The organism is Pseudonocardia sp. CA-142604, assembly GCF_050948475.1.
Taxonomy (GTDB): domain Bacteria; phylum Actinomycetota; class Actinomycetes; order Mycobacteriales; family Pseudonocardiaceae; genus Pseudonocardia; species Pseudonocardia alaniniphila.
The window spans coordinates 625,184-643,962 of sequence record NZ_CP192045.1 but is presented as its reverse complement, the minus strand read 5'-3'; the positions used below and the strand labels follow the sequence as shown (position 1 = coordinate 643,962).

Genomic DNA, 18,779 nt, shown 5'->3' with positions numbered 1-18,779 from the left:
GACGATAATGCCCGGCACACCGAGAGTGGTCAGCCCGAGCGCCGGGCGGCGCGCGCGAGCACCAGGCCCGCGACCATCATCCACAGCCCGCCGGGCAGCACCGAGATGTACTGCACGGGCAGAAGCTGGGTGACCGCGACGACCAGCGCCATCAGCACGCTGAACACGGCGAGCCCGCGGCCCACCGAGCCGTGGCGCAACCCGCCGAACGCCACCGCACCCGCGGTGAGCCCGACACCTCCCCACAGCCAGGCCGTGGTGTTGTAGATCGCGACGTGCGCGCCAATCGTGTCAGGGTCGAACGGCTGCGGGCCCGTCAGCGCCCAGAAGAGCTCCGTGCCGATACCGCCGCCGACCAACAGGGCGACGGCAGTGAGCCCGAGCCCGGCGGCCGCCACCCCGGGCACGAGGCTTCCGGCGGGCTCCTGCGCGACGAGATGGCGGCGCAGCCCGGCGGCGAAGACCACGACACACACGGCCGTGATCACGGTGATCGCCTGGTTGATCCACACCAGTGCGGCCCGGCCGGCGACGGCCGCGGCGAGCACGGTGTTGTCGGCGACGGCGCCGGTCTCGGCGTCGTAGAGGTCGCCCGTGACCATCAGGCCGACCACGCCGATCAGGCCGCCTGCAACACCGGTCCAGGCCCACGCCCAGGGCGGCGGGCCGATCCGGATCGCGGTCGTGGTGTCGGCGGCGGAGTACCCGGCGGGGTCCGAGGTGCGCACAGCTGCTCCCGGTGGTCGGAGATCGATGACGACCAACGGTGGCCGCGCACCCGTCCCGCACACATGGGTCAACGTGTCCCGACCGGCCGGGACATCGGGGCCCGGGCCGGGGCGCTCAGCGCAGGGCCGAGCGCGCCGTGGGTTCGAGCTCCAGCACCTCCAGGCCCGGCTCCTGGCCGAGCGGATGGGCCGCCAGCCGCTCCTGGGCAGCGGCCGCCTCCCCCGCCCAGGTGTAGGAGGCGAACCACACCACGGCCTGCTCGTCGCGCACGGGAAGGGCCGGGTAGTCGTTGACGTACGGCGCGGTGCGGGCGAGCACCGGCGCGACCCCGAGCAGACGCTCCACAGTGGCCGTGTCGGGCTCGGCACCGCCGCCCGTCCACACCACGGCGAGCACCCGTGACGGCCCGCGCCGCCCCTTGCCTATCGCCGCGCGCGACGTGACGGAGAACCCGTCGCCGACCGCCTCCAGCAGCAGCACGTCGTCGAAATGGATCATCGTGGCGTTGGCCGCGTCGCGGTGGCGCATCCAGACCGGCCCACCGTAGAAACCGGTGAGCGCGGCGTGCCGGCTGGCCATGTCGTCGAACGCGCGGATCCACACGAACCGATCCGGATCGGTGACGTCGCGGAACGTGCCCACGACCCGCGCGCCCAACTCCTCCTGGGCCTCTACGAACTCCCGCTCGAACAGCGTGATCAGCTCGTCGCGGCGTCCAGGGTGGAGGGTGTACTGACGCAGCTCGAGAACCGTCACCCGCCGCAATCTAGACAGTCGCCACGACAGCCCGCAGCCGCGGTCGGTTATCCAGCGCGCGATGCGGGAGTCGGCGTCGCGCGGGCTGTGACCAGCGACGCCTGCCCCTCGCCGCGATCATGCGCGACGCCTCTCCGGCGGCCGCGGCTCCGGGTCAGTGTTTCCCGGGCTGCACCTGGATCTTGCGCCCCACTCCAGCCCGGAACTGCTCGAGCGCCTGCGGGTACTCGTCGAGGCTCATCCGGTGGCTGATCATCACCTCAGGGCGCAACGCACCCTCGGCGAACAGCTCCGCGGCCCGCTCGAAGCTGTGCAGCACTGCCATCGAGCCGACGATGCGGATCTCCTCGTTGTAGATCCGGAACGGTGAGAAGCGCGCTATGGCGTCCTCATTGGCCACGCCGAACTGCTGGAACGTCCCGCCCCGGCCGACGCGGGTGAACCCGTCCTCGATGGCGGCGACCACCCCGGTGCAGTCGATCACCACGTCCCAGCCGCGCGGGCGGTCCAGCTCGTCGGCGCTGCCCACCGTGGCGGAGCAGCCGAGCTGCTCGGCCGTCTCCAGCCGGGCGGGGTTGAGGTCCACCATGCTGACGCTCGCCGCCCCGGCCCGCTTCGCGAGCTCCATCATCATCAGGCCCATCGTGCCGGCGCCGTAGATGAGGTAGTGGTCGCCGAGCTGCGGGTTCAGCACGTCGAAGCCGCGCACGGCGCACGAGAGCGGTTCGATCAGCGCGGCGTCCGCCGTGGTGACCCCCTCGGGAAGGCGCACGCAGTTGGCGACCGGCGCAACGGCGAACTCGGCCGCCCCGCCGGTGGTGGTGACGCCGATCGCGGCCCACCGCTCACAGAGGTTGCCGCGGCCCCTGCGGCAGTAGTAGCACTCCCCGCAGTGCAGCGACGGGTCGACGGCGACCTGGTCACCGACCCGCAGTTCCGTGACGTCCTGGCCGATCGCGACGACCTCGCCTGCGAACTCGTGACCCGGCACCACCGGCAGCGTCGGAGCGAACTCCCCGTCGGCGATGTGCAGGTCCGTGCCGCAGATCCCGCAGCCCGCGACGGCCACCACCACCTCGCGCCGCCCCGGTGTGGGGTCGGGCATCGACTCGACGGTGACGGCGTCGGTGCTGATGACGGCAGCCTTCACTTGATCGCTCCCAACGAAAGGCCCTGCACGAGCTTGTCCTGCGCCGCGAATCCGGCGATCAGCACCGGGAGCGACACGATCACGGAGGCCGCGCACACCGTGGCCAGGAACAGGCCCTGGCTGGTGACGAAGCCGGTGAGGAACACGGGCGCCGTCTGCGCCACGGTGGCGGTGAGCACCCGCGCGAACAGCAACTCGTTCCAGCTGAAGATGAAACAGATCAGCGACGTCGCCGCGATGCCAGGCAGCACCATCGGCGTGACGACGGAGCGCAGCGTGCGCGTGAGGTTGGCGCCGTCGATCGCCGCCGCCTCCAGTACCTCGACCGGAACCTCGGCGAGGAACGACCGCATCATCCACACCGCGATCGGCAGGTTCATCGAGGTGTACAGGATGATCAGCAGCCAGATGTTGTCGAGCATCCCGATGTTCTGCGCGATGAGGTAGATCGGCAGCAGGCCCGCAACGACCGGCAGCATCTTCGTGGACAGGAAGAAGAACAGCACGTCCGTCCACTTGCGCACCGGCCGGATCGACAGCGCGTACGCCGCCGGAATGGCGAGCACCAGCACGAACGCGGTGGACAGGATGCTCGCCGTCAGCGAGTTGAGCAGCGACGGCCATGGGCTCGCGCCGGTCTGCGCGCCGAAGAAGTTCGCGTAGCCCTCGAGCGTGAGTGGCGCGAAGATCGACGGCGGGTTCGTGGCGGCGTCGGTCTCGCTGTGGAACGAGGTGAGCACCATCCACAGCACCGGGATGATGAAGAGGACCCCGACGATCCATGCCACGACGGTGAGCAGGGTGCCGGTCGGGTTCCTGCGGTGCACGGGCGCCACCGGCGGTGCGGTGCGCGGCGCTTCCAGGGTCGTGGTCATCGGGCCCCCTCCTCACGGAACAGCGACGACACGGTGCGCAGCGCGAGGGTGGCGATGATGATCGTCCCGACCACCACGACCACGCCCGCGGCGGACGCCCGGCCGTAGTCCTGCGCGTTGTAGAAGGTCTGGTAGATCGTGTACGGCAGGTTCGCCGTGCCGAGGCCGCCCGAGGTGATCGTGAAGACGGCGTCGAAGTTCTGCACGATGTAGATCGACCCGAGCAGTGCGCCCAGCTCCAGGTACTGGCGAAGGTGCGGCAGCGTCATGTACCGGAAGATCTGCCAGCTGGAACAGCCGTCGATCTTGGCGGCCTCGATCACGTCGAGCGGCTTGCTCTGCAGACCGGCCAGGATGATCAGCATCATGAACGGCGTCCACTGCCAGACCAGCGACGCCACGATCGCCGTCAGCGGCATCGTGGATATCCAGTCGGGCTGAGGCGCGTTCTGGCCGAAGATCCACGTGAGCACGCCGTTGAAGAGGCCGTACTCCGGGTTGTAGAGCGCGTGCTTCCACACCAGCGCGGCCGCGACCGGCACGATGAGGAACGGCGTGATCATCATCGTGCGGACGAACCCGCGACCGCGGAACGCACGGTCCAGCAACAACGCGATCAGCAGGCCGAGGATCAGGCTGACCACCACCACCCCGACCGTCAGCTTGATGGTGGTGATGATCGAGTCACGCGTGTTCACATCGGTCAGCACGCGACGGTAGTTGTCGATCCCCGCGAACCCCCGCTCGTCGGGGTAGTACGCGTTCCAGTTCATGAACGAGATGATCAGAGTGACGACGAACGGTAGCTGCGTCACGATGATCAGGAAGATCAGTGCGGGCATGAGCGGGGCGCGCCGCGCCCAGTCCCCCGCGCGCCGCAGCGTCTCCCTCTCCTCCGCCGACCGGCGCCACGCCGGACCCGTCTGCGGCGGTTCCACAGCGGTGCTCACCGTGCGGCCTCGCTTCCCTCGGCCGACGCTTCGCGTAGACGCTGTATCGATGATTCGCTCGCAAGCTCGCTCATGAGTTCCCCTCCGCCCGCGACCGGTACCGCTCCGCCACGTCGTCCGCCAGTTGCTGACCGCGATCCAGTGCCTGGTCCACCGTCACCAGCCCGGCGATCGCCGAGCTCACGTCCTGCGACACCTGCGTCCCGAGGTCGGGGAACTCCGGGATGTCGACGAACTGGATGCCGATCGCGGGCCGCGGCTGCACACCGGGGTTGCGCGGGTCGGCACTTTCGATCGCCGCCTTCGTCGGCCCGGCGAAGGCCGAGGCCTGAGCCAGGTAGTCGGGGTTCTCGTACGTCGACGCCCGCTTGCCGGCCGGCACGTCGGACCAGCCGACCTCCTTGCCGACGAGCTGCTCGTACTCCTTGCTCGACGCCCAGGACACGAACTTCCACGCGGCGTCTTTCTTCTCGCTCGCCGCCTGGATGGCCCACGCCCACGCGTACAGCCAGCCGGAGCTGGCGGTCTTGACGACGGGCGCGGGTGCGTAGCCGATCTTGCCGCGCACCGGGGAGTCGGCCGCCTCGAGCGAACCCGCCGCGGACGTGGCGTCGTACCACATCGCGGCGTTGCCCTGGATCAGGTTGTTGAGGCACTCGGTGAACCCGGCCTGCGGGGCACCCGCCTCGCCGTGCGCCCGCACGAGGTCGACGTAGAACTGGGTGGCCTGGCGGAACTCCGGCGCGTCCACCGCGGCCTGCCAGTCGGCGGTGAACCAGGTGCCGCCGAAGGTGTTGACCACCGTGGTCAGCGGGGCGAAGACCTGCCCCCAGCCCGGCTGCCCGCGCAGGCAGATCCCGGCCATACCCGGCTGTGCACCGTCGACGCGGGCGGCGATGTCGGCGACCTGCTGCCAGGTGGGGTGCTCCGGCATCGTGATCCCGGCGGCCTGCAGGACGTCCTTGCGGTACATGAGGAACGACGACTCGCCGTAGAAGGGCTCGCCGTAGATCTTCCCGTCGGCGCCGCTGAGCGAGGTGGTCATCGGCGCGAGGATGTCGTTCTGGTCGAACGCCGGGTCGGCGGCGATGTAGCCGTCCAGCGGGGCGATCCAGCCGCTGCGCGCGTAGATGGGGATCTCGAAGTTGGAGAGCGAGGCCACGTCGTACTGGCCCGCCTGGCTCGAGAACTCCTGGCTGATCTTGTCCCGCACGTCGTTCTCGGGCAGCACCGTGAAGTTGACGGTGATCCCGGTGTCCTTCGTGAAGTGCTCAGCGGTGAGCCGCTGTAGATCGATCATCTGCGGGTTGTTGACCATGAGCACGTTGATGCTGTTCGCCCCGCCGCTGCCGACGCCACCGCCCCACCCCGCACAGGCCGTACTCGACAACAGCACCACGAGAGCGAGCAGCGCAGCGCGCATGCCCGTTCGCTTCATCACGCCCTCCCGGCACCCATGGGCATGCTCAGATGAGCGCCGCCCTGATCACACGATGAGCCTGTGGCACCCGTCACCTTGAGTCAATGCTTTGTGCCAGAATGGGCGTTAGCCCGCTCAGATGAGCGGCCAAGGAGGGTGTCACGGTGGTCGCGGCCAGAGGCAGCGGAACGCGCGGACCGGCCCAACTCGTACTCACCGCATCCGTCGCCCGCCGGTACTACCTCGACGGCCGCTCGAAGGTCGAGATCGCCGAAGAGTTCGCGCTCAGCCGTTTCAAGGTCGCCCGGCTCCTGGAGGACGCCCGCAGTACGGGGCTCGTGCGCATCGAGATCGGCCACCCCGGCGTGATCGACGTCGAGCTCTCCGCCCGTCTGATGGAGACCCTCGGCCTGCAGCACTGCGTCGTCACCGACACCCCCGACGACCATCCGGCGTCGCTGCGCGAGCACCTCGGAGCAGCGGCCGCGGAGCTGTTGACGGAGGTCGTCACGCCCGACGACGTGCTCGGGCTCTCCTGGGCCCGCTCGGTGAGCGCGATGGCCACCGCACTACAGCGCCTGGCCAACGTGCCGGTCGTCCAGCTCACGGGCGCGCTCGCCCGTCCGGGCGTGGACGACAGCTCGATCGAGGTGGTCCGCGACGTCGCGCGCGTCGCGGGCGGGCCCGCCTACTTCTTCTACGCACCGATGGCCGTACCGGACGCAGCCACCGCCCAGGTCCTGCGGCACCAGCCCGAGGTCGCGCGAGCATTGCGCCGGATCGGATCCGTCACCCGCGCTGTCGCCGGCGTGGGCGCTTGGGCGCCGGAGCAGTCCACGCTCTACGACGCCACCGGCGATGCCGAGCGCCGCGAGCTCGGGCGCCGCGGGGTCGTCGCAGAGATCTCCGGCGTGCTCGTCGACGCCGCGGGCGTGCCCGTGACGTCCGACCTCACGGAGCGGATGATCGGCATCACGGCCGAGCAGATGCGTGCGGTGCCCGAGGTGATCGCGATCGTCTACGGCACCGCGAAGGTGCGGGCGGTGCTCGCCGCCGTCCGCGGCGGGATGGTGGACAGCCTGGTCACGCATTCGACGCTGGCGGAGGAACTGATCCGCGCGGCCGAGTCGTGATGGTCGGGGTGCCGCGACCGGGTCGAGCAGACACCGCAGGGAGCGGGTCCGGTCACAGGGCAGGAGTGTGACGTGGAGGTGCCACTGCTCGGCGGCACCGCCAACCGTGGACGCGTGCATCGCGTCGGCGACACCGTCCGGCGGCCGCTGCGCCCCACCAGCGCCGCCACGCACGCCCTGCTGCGCCATCTCGAGGATGTCGGGTTCGACGGGGCGCCGCGCGTGCTCGGGGTCGACGATGCCGGCCGCGAGGTGCTCAGCTATGTGCCCGGGCAGGCCGTCACCGCCCCGGCGCCGGCGTGGGGCCTCACCGACGCGGCACTGTGGAGCGTGGGACGGCTGCTGCGGCGCTTCCACGACGCGGCAGCCGGATTCGATCACGAGCCGCACCTCTGGTCGCACCCCGCGCCCGCGCCTTACGACGGCGGGGGGATCACCCACAACGACCCCAACCTCGACAACGTGGTCTTCCGTGACGGCCAGGCCGTCGCGCTGATCGACTTCGACCTCTCCGGCCCCGGCTGCGCCGTGTGGGACGTCGCGGCGGCCGCTCGCCTCTGGGCACCGCTGCGCGACCCCGTGGACACGACCGACATCCGGCGGGGACGGGAGCTGCAACGGCTGCGGATCTTCGTCGACGCCTACGGGCTGGACGACACCGGGCGGGTCGATTTCCTCTCCGCGCTGCGCGACAGCCACGACTGGATGTACGAGATCGTCCGGACCGGCGCGGAGGACGGCACGCCCGGATTCGCCGCGTACTGGACACCGGAAACCGCAGCCCGCACCGACCGCGCACGCGCCTGGTTCACCCGCAACGCAGGCGCGATCAGGGAGGCGCTTCGCGTCGGCCGGGAATGATCCGCCTGCCGCGCAGATCGCCGAGCAGCCCCAGCAACACATCCGGTGCGATCGCCACCACCGCACCCTCCCAGCCGGCAGACCAGACCACACCAGATCAGGGCTCTTCCCCGGGCCCGCGCAACACTCACCGCCACCGGGCCGGTCCCAGTCGGCGGCCCACTCGGCGCATGATCGTTCCCAGATTCAGGTTTCCGCCCCGACGAGGGCGCACAACCTCATCTCGCGGCGATCATGACGGCGATCACCACCCGCGCCTTCACATCGAGGGGCCGCACCGCCATCCACCCAGCCCCAGCCGGCAGGACGACCCACGGCGTGATCGTTCCGAGATCAGGATTTCCGCCCTCCCCAGGGCGCGTAGCCCTATCTCGCAGCGATCTTGGCGCGTTGATCGTTCTGAGACGGCGGATCGGTTGATTTCGTCGCGATCTTGATGGTGGCGGACCGTTGCCGCTACCGACCAGGGCCGCAGCAGCATCTCGACCGCGCGGAACCGGAGGGCGTCCCAGCCGCAACGGGTGAGGTATCTGCCGGTCGAGGTCGCGCAGGGCGCGTTCCGGGATGGGGTGTTGATCAATCAAGCCGCTACCGCCAGCATGGCGCAAGCGTTCCCGAGCCGATCACCAGTCTGGAGAGCCGCATGCCCACCAAGGATCGCTCGCGGTCCAGTTCGCCTGTCCGGAAGCTCGTCTTCGGACTGATCGGCGTCGGGGTGGTCGTCGGCGCCATTGTCGGGGGCATCGCGCTCACGTCGTTCTCCCGCACCGACGGTGGAACGGCCATGGTGATCCGGAACGGCGGGCCGTTCGACTCCCAGGACGTCCGTCAGGTGCTGCCGCCCGCGAGCCCCCGGACGTACTCGGGGATGTTCTCCGACGAGCACCCTTACCCCGCGCAGCAGCGGTTCTACGACATCGTCCCGGGCGGTGACGACACCCCTGGCGTCAATGCCTACCGCACGCCCACGAGCGATGGTGTGGACGTCGGGCTGACCGCCCGGTTGAACTTCCGCCTCAACACCACGGAACCGGTACTGCGCGCGTTCGACGACGCCTACGGCACCCGGACGTTCCAGGTGCCCGGCACGGACGAGCGGCTGGCCGTATGGGACGGCGATGAGGGCTTCGGCGCATTCCTCGACGTGATCATCAAGCCCGTGCTGGAGGAGACGCTGCGCCAGCAGATCGGCACAGTGGACTGTGCGGAGCTGCAGGCGTCCTGCGCGCTGGTGCAGAACTCCACGCCGGAGCAGCTGTCCACCGCGGTGGCCGCCGGGCAGGGCGCGAACAACGCAGAGGTGCTCCAGCGCATCCAGACCAACGTGCAGACCGCGCTCGCCACCAACATCAACCGCGCGCTGGGCGGCGACTTCCTGACCAACATCAGCTTCTCGCTCACCGGCGTCGATCTCCCGGCGCAGTTGCGAGAACGCATCGAGGCCGCGCAGGCCGAGTTCGCCGGGGCGTCGGCCGCGCAGGCCCGGCTCAACCAGGCCCGGCTCGACGCCGACGCGAACGCCGAGCGCCAGCGTGGCTACCTCGCGTGCAACGTCTGCGCGCAGATCGATCTCGTCCGCGAGCAGGGCGAGGCCCAGCGCAAGGCCAACGAGGCACTGAGCGGCTCGGGCGTGACGGTCTACGCACCCGGCGGCGGCACCGGCATCAACGTCAACGCGCCGGGCTGAGCGGCGCCGCCCCGCCCCCACTCTTCGTACTTCGTCACCGTCTTGACAGTGACAGGTCGAGGCCGCACGATCGTCACCGGTCGAATGGTTACGGCGCTTCTGCAGTGCGAGGAGAGTCCTGCATGGAAACGGGATCGATCGCCGCCACGCTCACAACCGACGAGTACCTCTACTTCCTCGCCCGAGCCTTCGACGGGATGCTCGAAGCGATGGACGAGCTGGACGAGGGCGCGATCAATACGAGGCCGTCCCTGCCGGGAGCCAACAGCCCCTACGCGATCGTGCACCACTGCGTCGAGATGTCCGACTACTGGATCGGACACGTGGTCGCCGGCCGCCCGGCGCGCCGGGACCGCACCGCCGAGTTCAGCGCCACGGGCAGCCTGGACGACCTCCGCCGCCGAGTCGCGGACGTCCGACGCCGGCTGCTCGACGACCTCGCGGGCGCCGACCTGCAGGGTGACCCGAAAAACGCCCCAGCCGGCGACTACCAGGGCCCGGAGCGGCCGTTGACCTGCGCCGGGGTGCTCCTGCACGTACTCGAGGAGCTGGCCCAGCATCACGGCCACGTGCAGCTGAGCCGCGATCTGCTCCTGCACGGGGCACCGCGATGAGCCGGCCCGCCGGGTTCCGGCCCACCGATGAGCTGTTCGACGACCTACCCCTGGACGAGCTGCGCCGACGGCCCGGCGTGAAGTGGCAGCGGGTCGATCCGGACGTCCTTCCGGCGTGGGTCGCGGACATGGACTTCGCCGTGCCCCCAGTGGTGGCCAACGCGATCGAGCACACCGTCCGCCGCGGCGATCTCGGCTATCCGAGCTGGCAGGACGGCAGCCCGCTCCGGACGGCCTTCGCCGACCGGATGCAGGAGCGATACGGCTGGACGGCGGCGGCGGATGCCGTCCGAGAGCACACCGATCTGCTCCAGGCCCTCCAGTTCGTGCTCCATCTGGCGACGAATCCCGGCGACGCGGTGGCCGTGCAGACTCCCAACTACCCACCCTTCCTCGCCACCCTCGAGACCATGGGACGTCGCGGAGTCTGCTCGCCGTGGACCAGGACGAGCGCGGGCTGGACACCCGATCTCGCGGGCCTGGCCGACGCCGTGGTCGCGCACGACTGCCGGGTGCTCCTGCTTGTCAACCCGCACAACCCGACCGGGCGCGTCCTCACCCGTGACGAGCTCACCGAGATCGCGGGGATCGCGCGGCGCCACGACCTGCTCGTGTTCAGCGACGAGATCCACGCCGAGCTGACCTACGAACCGCACCGTCACATCCCGTTCGCCTCGCTCCACGAGGACGCCGCCGCCCGCACCGTCACGTTGACGTCGGCGACCAAGGCGTTCAACCTCGCCGGGCTCCGGTGCGCGGTGGCTCACTACGGGCCCGAACGGCTTCTGGCATTGCACGACTCACAGCCGCCGGACCTCTACGGCACGGTGTCCACGCTCGGCGTGACCGGCACACTCGCCGCCTGGCGACACGGCACCGAGTGGCAGGACCGGCTGCTGCGCGTGCTGGACCGCAACCGGCGGCGAGTCGCGGAGGCACTCGCCTCCTTCACCGGCGACGACCGCTGTCCCATGCCCGAGGCGACCTACCTCTACTGGTTCGAGGCCGACGTCCTCGGGGTCGGCGACGAGCCGGTCGACGAGGTTCGCGCTCGCGCCCGGGTGCTGCTGGACGGCGGCGCGGGCTTCGGTCCCGACGGGCAGCGCTACCTGCGGCTGAACTTCGCGACGAGCGCCCCGCTGCTGGAGGAGATCCTCACCCGACTGGCGTCACTCGCCCGCCGCTGAGCCGTCGGCCCGCCTCCCGCGCTGCCGGCGTCGGTACTCGGCGGCCTTCATCCGGTTGCCGCACTCGGCCATGCCACACCAGCGGCGGGGCTTGCCACGCGAGTCGTCGACGAACAACCGCGTGCACTCCGGGCGACCGCATTCGCGCACCCTGTCGAGTTCCGGTGAGCCGATCAGCTCGACGGCGTCACGCGCGACGGTCGACAGCACAGCGGTCAGGTCACCCTGGCGCTCCAGCACACCCGTGGCAACGAGAACCGACCGCACGGGCGGCGGGTCGGCGAGGGCCTGCAGTTCTGCGGCCTCCACGTGACGCTCCGGTTCGGTCCTCGTCGCCGCGTAGACGAGCTCCCGCAGCCGGCGGATCTGCCGGAGACCGGCCGCGTCCACCTCCGGCGGGTGGGTCAGGAGGCCGGCCTCCACCACCCACTCGGCGACGTCCGTACCGTGGGCCAGCAGCTCCTCCTGCTGGTGGCGACGCCACTTGAGGGTGCCGGCCAGGTCCAGCGACACCCGCCCGCTCACGAACACATGCACGTCACCATATTGACGGTGACGGGAGGGCTCCCACAACAACACCGGCAACGGCGCGGGAGCCCGCCTCATCCGACCCCGCCTCGGGGTCAGGCTCCGACACCCACCTTGCCCACCGCGCCTCGCAGCCCCACACAGCCGATGCAGCCCACGCAGCCTTCGCAGTCGACACAGCCGATGCAACCCACGCAGCGGCGGCAGCCGACACAGCCCAGGCACGCGATGCAGGAGAGCAGTCCGATGCTCAGGATCGTCAGTACGCTGCCGACGATCCCGGCGCTCCCGGCCGTCGCCACACTGCCGGCCACACCTGCGCTGCCTGATGTGGCGACGCTGCCGGCGACCGCCACGCTGCCCGCCGTCGCCACGCTCCCCGCCACCGCCACGCTGCCGCCCGTCGCGACGCTCCCCACCACCGCACGGCTGCTGGACGTGGTGACGCTGCCGGCGACCGCCACGCTGCCCGCCGTGCCCACGCTCCCGGCCACGGCCACGCTGCGGTCCGTTCCCACGCTCCCCGCCACCGCGCGGCTGCTGCCGGATCGGACTTCCTCGACCTCGTCCACGTCGTTCCTCCCGTTCGCCGTCGGCCCACAGCATGTCGCACGGGCCTTCAGCCCGGGATGATGCGGCGCCTGCGCAGATCGTCGAAGAGCCGCAGCAGCATCGCTTCCGTGTCCACATAGGAGTGGAAGCCGAACCGTCGCGACTTGGACGTGTCGGCGAACATGTCGTAGTCCCACGAGAGGACGAAGTCGCCGAACGCCCACGACGACACGTCGCTGTACGGCGTGGGCGCGAGCGCATGCCGCGCCACCATCGCGTCCCACACCGGCTCCTTGTCGGCCATCACGTCCGCGAGCGACATCGGCAGCGGCGGCGCGACCTCCAGCCCGAACGCGCCGGCGATCACCGGCCACATCCGGTTCCAGCGGAACAGGTCACCGTTGGCGATGTTGAACGCCTCGTTCGCGCACCGCGGGTCGGTGGCCGCCCACACCGTCGCCTCGGCGAGCAGCCCGGCGTCGGTGAGCTCCAGCAGCGCGTCGTACGCACCGGGACGGCCGGGGAACCGCAACGGGATACCCAGCTCCTTGCTGATCGAGGCGTAGACGGCCAGCACGACCGCGAGGTTCATCGGGTTGCCGAGTCCGAACCCCGCGACGACCGACGGCCGGATCGCCGACCACGTCCAGCCCGCCTCCGCCGCCCGCGCCTCGACGAGCTGTTGCTGGTCGACGTTGAACTCCGGCGGCATGTGCGGCGGGTCGCTCTCGCGTGCCGGGGTGGCGAACGGTCCGAGGTGGGCGCCGTAGACCTTGTATCCCTGCATCAGGCTCACGTGCTGCAGGTCGGGAGCCGTCACGGCCATCGCGTCGAGCACGTTGCGCAGCATCGTGACGTTGGGCTCGACGAGCGCGGACCACGTAGGACGGTCCTGGTAGGCCGCATAGAAGAGGTGCGTCACCTCCGGGTGCGCGCGCAGCGCCTCCCGTAGACCAGAGGGATCGAACAGGTCGGCGGCGACGTGGCGGACCTTCCCGCCCGGCGGGCCACCGCGCCGCGAGAGCCCGACCACGTCCCAGTCGGGGAGGCCGGCGAGATGGTCGGCGAGAGTGCCACCGATGACGCCGCGGGCGCCGACGACCAGTGCGGTGTTGGTCATGCCGGCATTCCCGGGGCAGCGTTGTGGCGGCGGTCGAGCCCCACGGCGACCAGAGCGACGGCGAGCCCGGCAGCAGCCATGATCGCGCCGACTATGTCCGGCGAGGTGAGGCCGAAGCCTGCGGCGATGGCGACGCCACCGAGCCACGCACCAGCGGCGTTGCCGAGGTTGAACGCGGCGATGTTGGCGGCGGACGCGAGCGTGCCCGCGCTCCCCGCAGCCTCCATCACACGGGTCTGCAAGCCGGGCACGGTCGCGAACCCGACGAAGCCCACCGCCGCGAGCGTCGCGACGGCCGGGATCGGTGATGCCGCGGTCACGGCGAAGATCGCGAGCACCGCCGCGAGCGCGGCGAGGAGCACGACCAGCGTCGGCATGAGCGCACGGTCGGCCGCCCGCGCGCCTGCGAGGTTCCCGACCACGAGTCCCGCGCCGAAGACGAGCAGGAGCCAGGTGAGTGCGCCGGCCGGGAAGCCCGCAACCTCGGTCATGATCGGCGCGACGTAGGTGAACGAGGCGAACACCCCGCCGAACCCGAGCGCGGTCATCCCCAGCGCCAACCACACCTGAGGACGGCGGAACGCGGCCAGTTCGACGCGCAGGTTGGACGCCGGATCGGCGGGCCGATCGGGCACCAGGGCGAGGATCCCGAGGGCACCCACCACACCGAGGGCGGCGACCATCCAGAACGTGGCGCGCCAGCCGAACGCCTGGCCGACGACCGTACCCAGCGGGACGCCGAGCACGTTGGCCACGGTGAGGCCGGTGAACATCATCGCGATCGCGGCGGCCCGGCGCTGCGGCGCCACGAGCCCCGCCGCCACCACGGAACCCACCCCGAAGAACGCGCCGTGGCACAGCGCCGCGACGACCCGGCCGGCCATCATCTCCGTGTAGCTACCGGCGAGCGCCGAACCGACGTTGCCCGCGATGAAGAGCCCCATCAACCCGAGCAGGACGGGTTTTCGGCGCAGCTTCGTCGCGGCCGCCGTGAGCAGCGGCGCGCCGATCACGACGCCGAGTGCGTAGCCCGAGACCAGCAGCCCCGCCGTGGGGATGTCGACCGCGAAGCCGGTGGCGATGTCCGGCAGCAGGCCGGTGATCACGAACTCGGTGGTGCCGATGGCGAACGCGCTGATCGCCAGGGCCAGGAGGGCGAGTGGCATGACGCTCCTTATGCAGACGCGGGTTGCACGCTTCTGCAACAGTTGCACACGCCTCCTAAAAGCGCCAACCACGTATGCTGTGGCCCACAGAGGAGGTGCCGGGTGGCCATCGCAGACGATGCGGTCGAGGTGCGAGCCCAGGGCTGGCGGACGCTGGCCGCGCTGCACGGACGGCTCGAGGAAGCGCTGGAGAAGGCGCTGCAAGCCGGGTTCGATCTGTCGGTCGTCGAGTACACGGTGCTCGACACGCTCGACCGCCAGGACGGCTGGCACATGCGCATGCAGCAGCTCGCCCGCGCGGCCGCGCTCTCGCACAGCGCCACCACCCGGCTCGTCACACGACTCGAGAACCGCCGGCTGCTCAGCCGCTTCCTCTGCGAGGACGACCGGCGCGGGATCTACAGCACGCTCACCGAAGAAGGCAAGAAGCTGCTCGAGCAGGCACGACCGGTACACGACAGGACGCTGAAGGAGAGCCTCGACGCCGCACGCGCCGTCCCCGAGCTCGCGCCGCTGGTCGACGCCCTGCACGGACTGCCGCGCCTCTGATCACGCGCCACCACCAACGCCGACGACCACGGCCGACTGCCGCCCGTCGGACCCCTTCGCAGACGCCTTGCCCTAGGAGCAGCCGGTCACCGTGCTGGGGCTGCCGCAGTTGTTCGGCTGGTTGCCGGCCACGGAGGTGGCGCTGAGCGTGACCGCGCCGTCGGCCTGGAAGATGCCGCCGCCGGTGGCGCCGCTTCCGACCGCTCGGTTGGTGACCACCGAGACACCTTGCAGGGTGGCGGTGCCGAACCCGTTGTAGATCCCGCCGCCGCGGGCATTCGTTCCGATCACAGCATTGCCGATGATCGGACTGTTGGTGATGTTCAGCGTGTCGATGTTCCACACGCCGCCGCCTTGCGCGTCCGGACCGTTGGCGATGTTGTTGAGAACCGGACTGCCGGTGAGCGTGAGGGTGCCACCATTCACCAGACCTGCGCCGAGGCTTTGCTCGCCGGGCCCTCCCGAAAACGTCGCATCGTTGTCGGCAATGCGCGTGTTGTTCACGATGACCGACCCCACAGCATTGTTGATGCCGCCGCCTACGGCTTCACCGATCACATGATTGTCGATCACGGCACTGCCGTTGAATGTGGCATCGGCCAAGATGTTGAAGAAGCCACCGCCTTGAGTGGCGGTGTTGTTGCTGAGGGTGCTGTTGTTGACCGCCACCGTGCCGTCGAAACTGTAGATCCCACCCCCGGCCCCGACGGTGGCGGTGTTGCCGGTGACGGTGCTGGCGGAGAGGGTCAGCCTGCCGTCGACGCCGACGCGTATCCCGCCGCCGTTGTCGGCGCGACCGTTGGCCAGCGTCAGCGCGTCCAGGGTGAGGTTGCCCGTTCCGGTGACCTGAAAAAATCGGAAGTCCGTGGCCGAGGCGCGGGTGATCGTCGCTCGGTTGCCGTTGATGCGAATCGGCGTGGTGATGACGGCCAGACCGTTGTCGGCGTTGTCGGGCGCGGTGAGCGTGTAGGTGCATGCGGGAGTGAGGTTCAGCGTGCCACCGCCGGCTGTATTGGTGGCAGCGACCGCGCTTTGCAACGCGGGCCCGTTGCACGGCACAAGAGTTTGTGCGAATGCGGTCGCGGGCAGGCTCACCAGCACGCCGCCCACCACTACTGCCACAGCCAGGATTCGACGAGCACGCATCGAGGACCGTCTTTCGTGGTTCAGGGGCGCGCGGCAGTGCGCGCCCGACGATCAATCAGATCAGAACGATCAGAACGATCAGGACGTAACGGACTTTACGCACATGATCTTTCTCGCCCGGTGCAGTCATTCGATCGAAACCCCGGTTCAACCCCACCGGGGGACTACATGGGTGCTCGACGGCGCCAAGCGCCGGATCGGCAACGGCACGATCGCCGACCTCAGGGTCGTGCCACCACGAGGCGGCGAGCGATCAAGGCCTCGTTCGGAATGCCGCCGCCGACGTCGAGTCCATCCGCACCTTCGAGGGCACCGGCACCGCGATCGCCACCTCACGTGACGGCGGTGCCGAACACCTTCTTCCAGGCCTGGTAGCCACCGTCGAGATCCGTGGCGTTGCGCAGCCCGATGTCCTGCAACGACGCCGCGGCAAGACTCGAGCTGTAGCCCTCCGAGCAGACGACGATCCAGGTCACGTCGTGGTCGGTGGCCTCCGGGATCCGCGCATCCGAGGCCGGGTCGAGGCGCCACTCCAGGTGGTTGCGCTCGATCACCAGGGCTCCGGGCAGCTCGCCCTCCTGCTCGCGCTGCCAGCCCGGGCGGGTGTCGACGAGGATCGCCCCCTGCCCCACCATCGCCGCGGCGCGATGCGGGTCGGGACGGTCCAGCCGTGCCCGTGCGTCGGCCAGCAGGTCGTGCACGGTGCGCTGCTGCCCCGACGTTCCGCTCGCAAGCTCGCTCATCCGACTCCCTCCGATGACCCCGACTCCACGAGGACGCTGCGGGTGCGCCGCAGCCGGTGGCCCGGCTCCACGGCGTAGTACGACATGGCGGTGAGCGGGGGCGAATAGGCATGCACGCTCACGGCCGGCTCCACCGCCGGGTTCCCCACGTCGTGCACGTGCCCGAGCGGGAAGCCGACGCTGCGCCCGGCCCGCAACCGGCGTGGACGCAGGCCGTCCCTCGTCCAGCGCTGTTCGACGAGACTGCCGGACACCACGGTGAGCGCACCGAGCGAGCCGGCATGGTCGTGCAGCTCGGCCGTCTGCTCGGTGGCCCAGCTGATCAGCCACACATCGACATAGCTGTCGCTGCGCAGAAGCCGGTACCAGCGGCGTTCGGGATCGATCGTGACGGGATGCAGGCCGGCGTGCACCTCGGTGGCGACCTCACTGGTCAACGCGGTGAGATCGGCAAGGACGAGCGGCGTGGGGGCGTGCAGCAGCACGGACGTACTCCAGTGGCGGAAGCGGACGAGCGGGGAAGGACCTCAGCTCGGGCAACAGCACTGGTCGAAGCTGTCGGCGCGCCGAGTACCCCAGATCTCTCCGAGGACGGCGGCAGGCGACACAGCGACATCTGAGCACACTCGGCTCCCCGCGTGCCACTTCGTCCCACGCCGCGAGAGCCGAAGCCGCTATGGCGATGAAATGTCCGACATCCACGTGCCCGCCGACCTTGCGCCGTGCGTCACACTGCGGTCGTGGCGACTCTCCTCGACGACGGCAGCTGGGAGGTCCAGGGCCGCAGGCTCACCCTCCCGGTACGGATCACCGACGCCTCCGCGGCGCTGGCGACGTACCTCGTCCGCACCTCCGCGGCGAGCACGCTCGTCGAGGACACCGGGCTCTCGCTGGTGTCGATCGCCGGGCGCACGCCGTTGGTTCTGGGGTTCATCACCTACCGGGCCGGTGACCTCGACAGCTACCACGAGGTCGCCGTCGCCCTGCTGGCCCGCCACCGCGGCCGCGTCGGCCCCTACATCCGGCAGATGGCGGTCACCGAGTCGTTCACGCTGGAAGCCGGCCGGGCGCTGTGGGGATTGCCGAAGTGGCTGGCCCGCGCGGAGCTGAACCTCACCGGCCGCACCGCCACCTGCCGCCTCACGGAGACCTCCGGGGCACTCGTGCTCACTGCCGCGCTCCGCACCCTCCCGTGGCGGATCCCACTGACCCTGCCCGGCACCCTCACCGCACTCGCCCCGCGCGACGACACCGTGCTGGCCAGCAAGCTCCGCGGCCGGGTCAACGGAATCCGCTTCGGCCTCCGCGGCGCCGAGGTCACGCTGGGCACGGGCAACCCCATGGCCGACGAACTGCGAGCCGTCGGCCTCCCCCGCCGCCCGATCACAACCCTGACCGCCGACCACCTCGAATTCGCCATGGCAGCAGCAACCCCCCTCCCCCGCTGACCTTCGCCTGGCGAAACCAGGGTTTGCGCCCCCGAGAGGGCTGATCAGCAGACCTCACGGCGATCACCACCACCGACCCGGTCCCAGCCGGGGCCGCCCGGCACATGATCGCTCCGAGATCCGGGCTTCCGCCCCCAAGAGGGCGCGGAGCCCCATCTCACGGCG

20 protein-coding genes are annotated in these 18,779 nt (G+C 70.3%); 8 read left to right on the top strand and 12 right to left on the bottom strand.

Annotation, left to right across the window (positions count from 1 at the left end; translation table 11 throughout):
* Positions 1-29: 29 nt before the first annotated feature.
* The 6 genes from ACQPZQ_RS03085 to ACQPZQ_RS03060 all read right to left on the bottom strand — a co-directional run bounded on the left by ACQPZQ_RS03085 (position 30) and on the right by ACQPZQ_RS03060 (position 5,898).
* A complete protein-coding gene (locus tag ACQPZQ_RS03085) occupies positions 30-728 on the bottom strand; it encodes a hypothetical protein (RefSeq protein WP_433291831.1) in 699 nt (232 codons plus the stop codon).
* Between the two features lie 115 nt (positions 729-843).
* Positions 844-1,485, bottom strand: coding sequence for an NIPSNAP family protein (locus tag ACQPZQ_RS03080; protein ID WP_433291829.1), 642 nt, complete (start codon positions 1,483-1,485; stop codon positions 844-846).
* A 154-nt stretch (positions 1,486-1,639) separates the two neighbouring features.
* Positions 1,640-2,635, bottom strand: a complete 996-nt coding sequence (locus ACQPZQ_RS03075) for a zinc-dependent alcohol dehydrogenase family protein (protein ID WP_433291827.1) — start codon at positions 2,633-2,635, stop codon at positions 1,640-1,642.
* Positions 2,632-3,510, bottom strand: a complete 879-nt coding sequence (locus ACQPZQ_RS03070; protein WP_433291825.1) for a carbohydrate ABC transporter permease — start codon at positions 3,508-3,510, stop codon at positions 2,632-2,634. Before ACQPZQ_RS03070 ends, ACQPZQ_RS03075 begins: the two co-directional genes overlap by 4 nt.
* The gene (locus ACQPZQ_RS03065; RefSeq protein ID WP_433291823.1) at positions 3,507-4,460 is read right to left on the bottom strand and encodes a carbohydrate ABC transporter permease; all 954 of its coding nucleotides are present in this window, start codon (positions 4,458-4,460) and stop codon (positions 3,507-3,509) included. Before ACQPZQ_RS03065 ends, ACQPZQ_RS03070 begins: the two co-directional genes overlap by 4 nt.
* 70 nt (positions 4,461-4,530) lie before the next feature.
* The gene (locus ACQPZQ_RS03060; protein ID WP_433291821.1) at positions 4,531-5,898 is read right to left on the bottom strand and encodes an ABC transporter substrate-binding protein; all 1,368 of its coding nucleotides are present in this window, start codon (positions 5,896-5,898) and stop codon (positions 4,531-4,533) included.
* A 146-nt stretch (positions 5,899-6,044) separates the two neighbouring features.
* On the opposite strand from ACQPZQ_RS03060, the gene ACQPZQ_RS03055 reads away from it, so the two are divergent.
* From ACQPZQ_RS03055 to ACQPZQ_RS03035, 5 genes are all read left to right on the top strand, one after another.
* Positions 6,045-7,013 (top strand): sugar-binding transcriptional regulator, encoded by a 969-nt coding sequence (locus ACQPZQ_RS03055; protein WP_433291819.1) that lies wholly within the window; start codon positions 6,045-6,047, stop codon positions 7,011-7,013.
* 72 nt (positions 7,014-7,085) lie between these two features.
* The gene (locus tag ACQPZQ_RS03050; RefSeq protein WP_433291817.1) at positions 7,086-7,874 is read left to right on the top strand and encodes a phosphotransferase enzyme family protein; all 789 of its coding nucleotides are present in this window, start codon (positions 7,086-7,088) and stop codon (positions 7,872-7,874) included.
* Positions 7,875-8,517: 643 nt separating this feature from the next.
* Complete coding sequence (locus tag ACQPZQ_RS03045; RefSeq protein WP_433291815.1) at positions 8,518-9,561, top strand: SPFH domain-containing protein; 1,044 nt, start codon at positions 8,518-8,520, stop codon at positions 9,559-9,561.
* A gap of 122 nt (positions 9,562-9,683) precedes the next feature.
* A complete protein-coding gene (locus tag ACQPZQ_RS03040; protein ID WP_433291813.1) occupies positions 9,684-10,175 on the top strand; it encodes a DinB family protein in 492 nt (163 codons plus the stop codon).
* Positions 10,172-11,362 (top strand): MalY/PatB family protein, encoded by a 1,191-nt coding sequence (locus tag ACQPZQ_RS03035; RefSeq protein WP_433291811.1) that lies wholly within the window; start codon positions 10,172-10,174, stop codon positions 11,360-11,362. Before ACQPZQ_RS03040 ends, ACQPZQ_RS03035 begins: the two co-directional genes overlap by 4 nt.
* On the opposite strand, the gene ACQPZQ_RS03030 is transcribed toward ACQPZQ_RS03035, so the two are convergent.
* Entirely contained in the window at positions 11,345-11,899 is a 555-nt protein-coding gene (locus ACQPZQ_RS03030; RefSeq protein ID WP_433291809.1) for a CGNR zinc finger domain-containing protein, read from the bottom strand. The two genes, ACQPZQ_RS03035 and ACQPZQ_RS03030, sit on opposite strands and share 18 nt — an antisense overlap.
* Before the next feature lie 237 nt (positions 11,900-12,136).
* Here ACQPZQ_RS03030 and ACQPZQ_RS03025 point away from each other — a divergent pair, with 237 nt between their 5' ends.
* A complete protein-coding gene (locus ACQPZQ_RS03025; RefSeq protein WP_433291807.1) occupies positions 12,137-12,523 on the top strand; it encodes a hypothetical protein in 387 nt (128 codons plus the stop codon).
* Here ACQPZQ_RS03025 and ACQPZQ_RS03020 read toward each other — a convergent pair.
* On the bottom strand, positions 12,510-13,562 hold the full coding sequence (locus ACQPZQ_RS03020) for an SDR family oxidoreductase (RefSeq protein ID WP_433291805.1): 1,053 nt from the start codon (positions 13,560-13,562) through the stop codon (positions 12,510-12,512). The two genes, ACQPZQ_RS03025 and ACQPZQ_RS03020, sit on opposite strands and share 14 nt — an antisense overlap.
* Complete coding sequence (locus tag ACQPZQ_RS03015; RefSeq protein ID WP_433291803.1) at positions 13,559-14,728, bottom strand: MFS transporter; 1,170 nt, start codon at positions 14,726-14,728, stop codon at positions 13,559-13,561. The genes ACQPZQ_RS03020 and ACQPZQ_RS03015 overlap by 4 nt, the downstream gene beginning before the upstream one ends.
* Before the next feature lie 102 nt (positions 14,729-14,830).
* Between ACQPZQ_RS03015 and ACQPZQ_RS03010 the strand changes: the two genes are divergently transcribed.
* Complete coding sequence (locus ACQPZQ_RS03010) at positions 14,831-15,277, top strand: MarR family transcriptional regulator (RefSeq protein ID WP_241038410.1); 447 nt, start codon at positions 14,831-14,833, stop codon at positions 15,275-15,277.
* Between the two features lie 72 nt (positions 15,278-15,349).
* Here ACQPZQ_RS03010 and ACQPZQ_RS03005 read toward each other — a convergent pair whose 3' ends face one another.
* From ACQPZQ_RS03005 to ACQPZQ_RS02995, 3 genes are all read right to left on the bottom strand, one after another.
* The gene (locus tag ACQPZQ_RS03005; RefSeq protein ID WP_433291801.1) at positions 15,350-16,399 is read right to left on the bottom strand and encodes a hypothetical protein; all 1,050 of its coding nucleotides are present in this window, start codon (positions 16,397-16,399) and stop codon (positions 15,350-15,352) included.
* 356 nt (positions 16,400-16,755) lie between these two features.
* The gene (locus ACQPZQ_RS03000) at positions 16,756-17,166 is read right to left on the bottom strand and encodes a rhodanese-like domain-containing protein (protein ID WP_433291799.1); all 411 of its coding nucleotides are present in this window, start codon (positions 17,164-17,166) and stop codon (positions 16,756-16,758) included.
* Positions 17,163-17,651, bottom strand: a complete 489-nt coding sequence (locus ACQPZQ_RS02995; protein ID WP_433291797.1) for a cysteine dioxygenase — start codon at positions 17,649-17,651, stop codon at positions 17,163-17,165. The genes ACQPZQ_RS03000 and ACQPZQ_RS02995 overlap by 4 nt, the downstream gene beginning before the upstream one ends.
* 255 nt (positions 17,652-17,906) lie before the next feature.
* Between ACQPZQ_RS02995 and ACQPZQ_RS02990 the strand changes: the two genes are divergently transcribed.
* Complete coding sequence (locus ACQPZQ_RS02990) at positions 17,907-18,614, top strand: acetoacetate decarboxylase family protein (RefSeq protein ID WP_433291795.1); 708 nt, start codon at positions 17,907-17,909, stop codon at positions 18,612-18,614.
* Positions 18,615-18,779 lie beyond the last annotated feature (165 nt).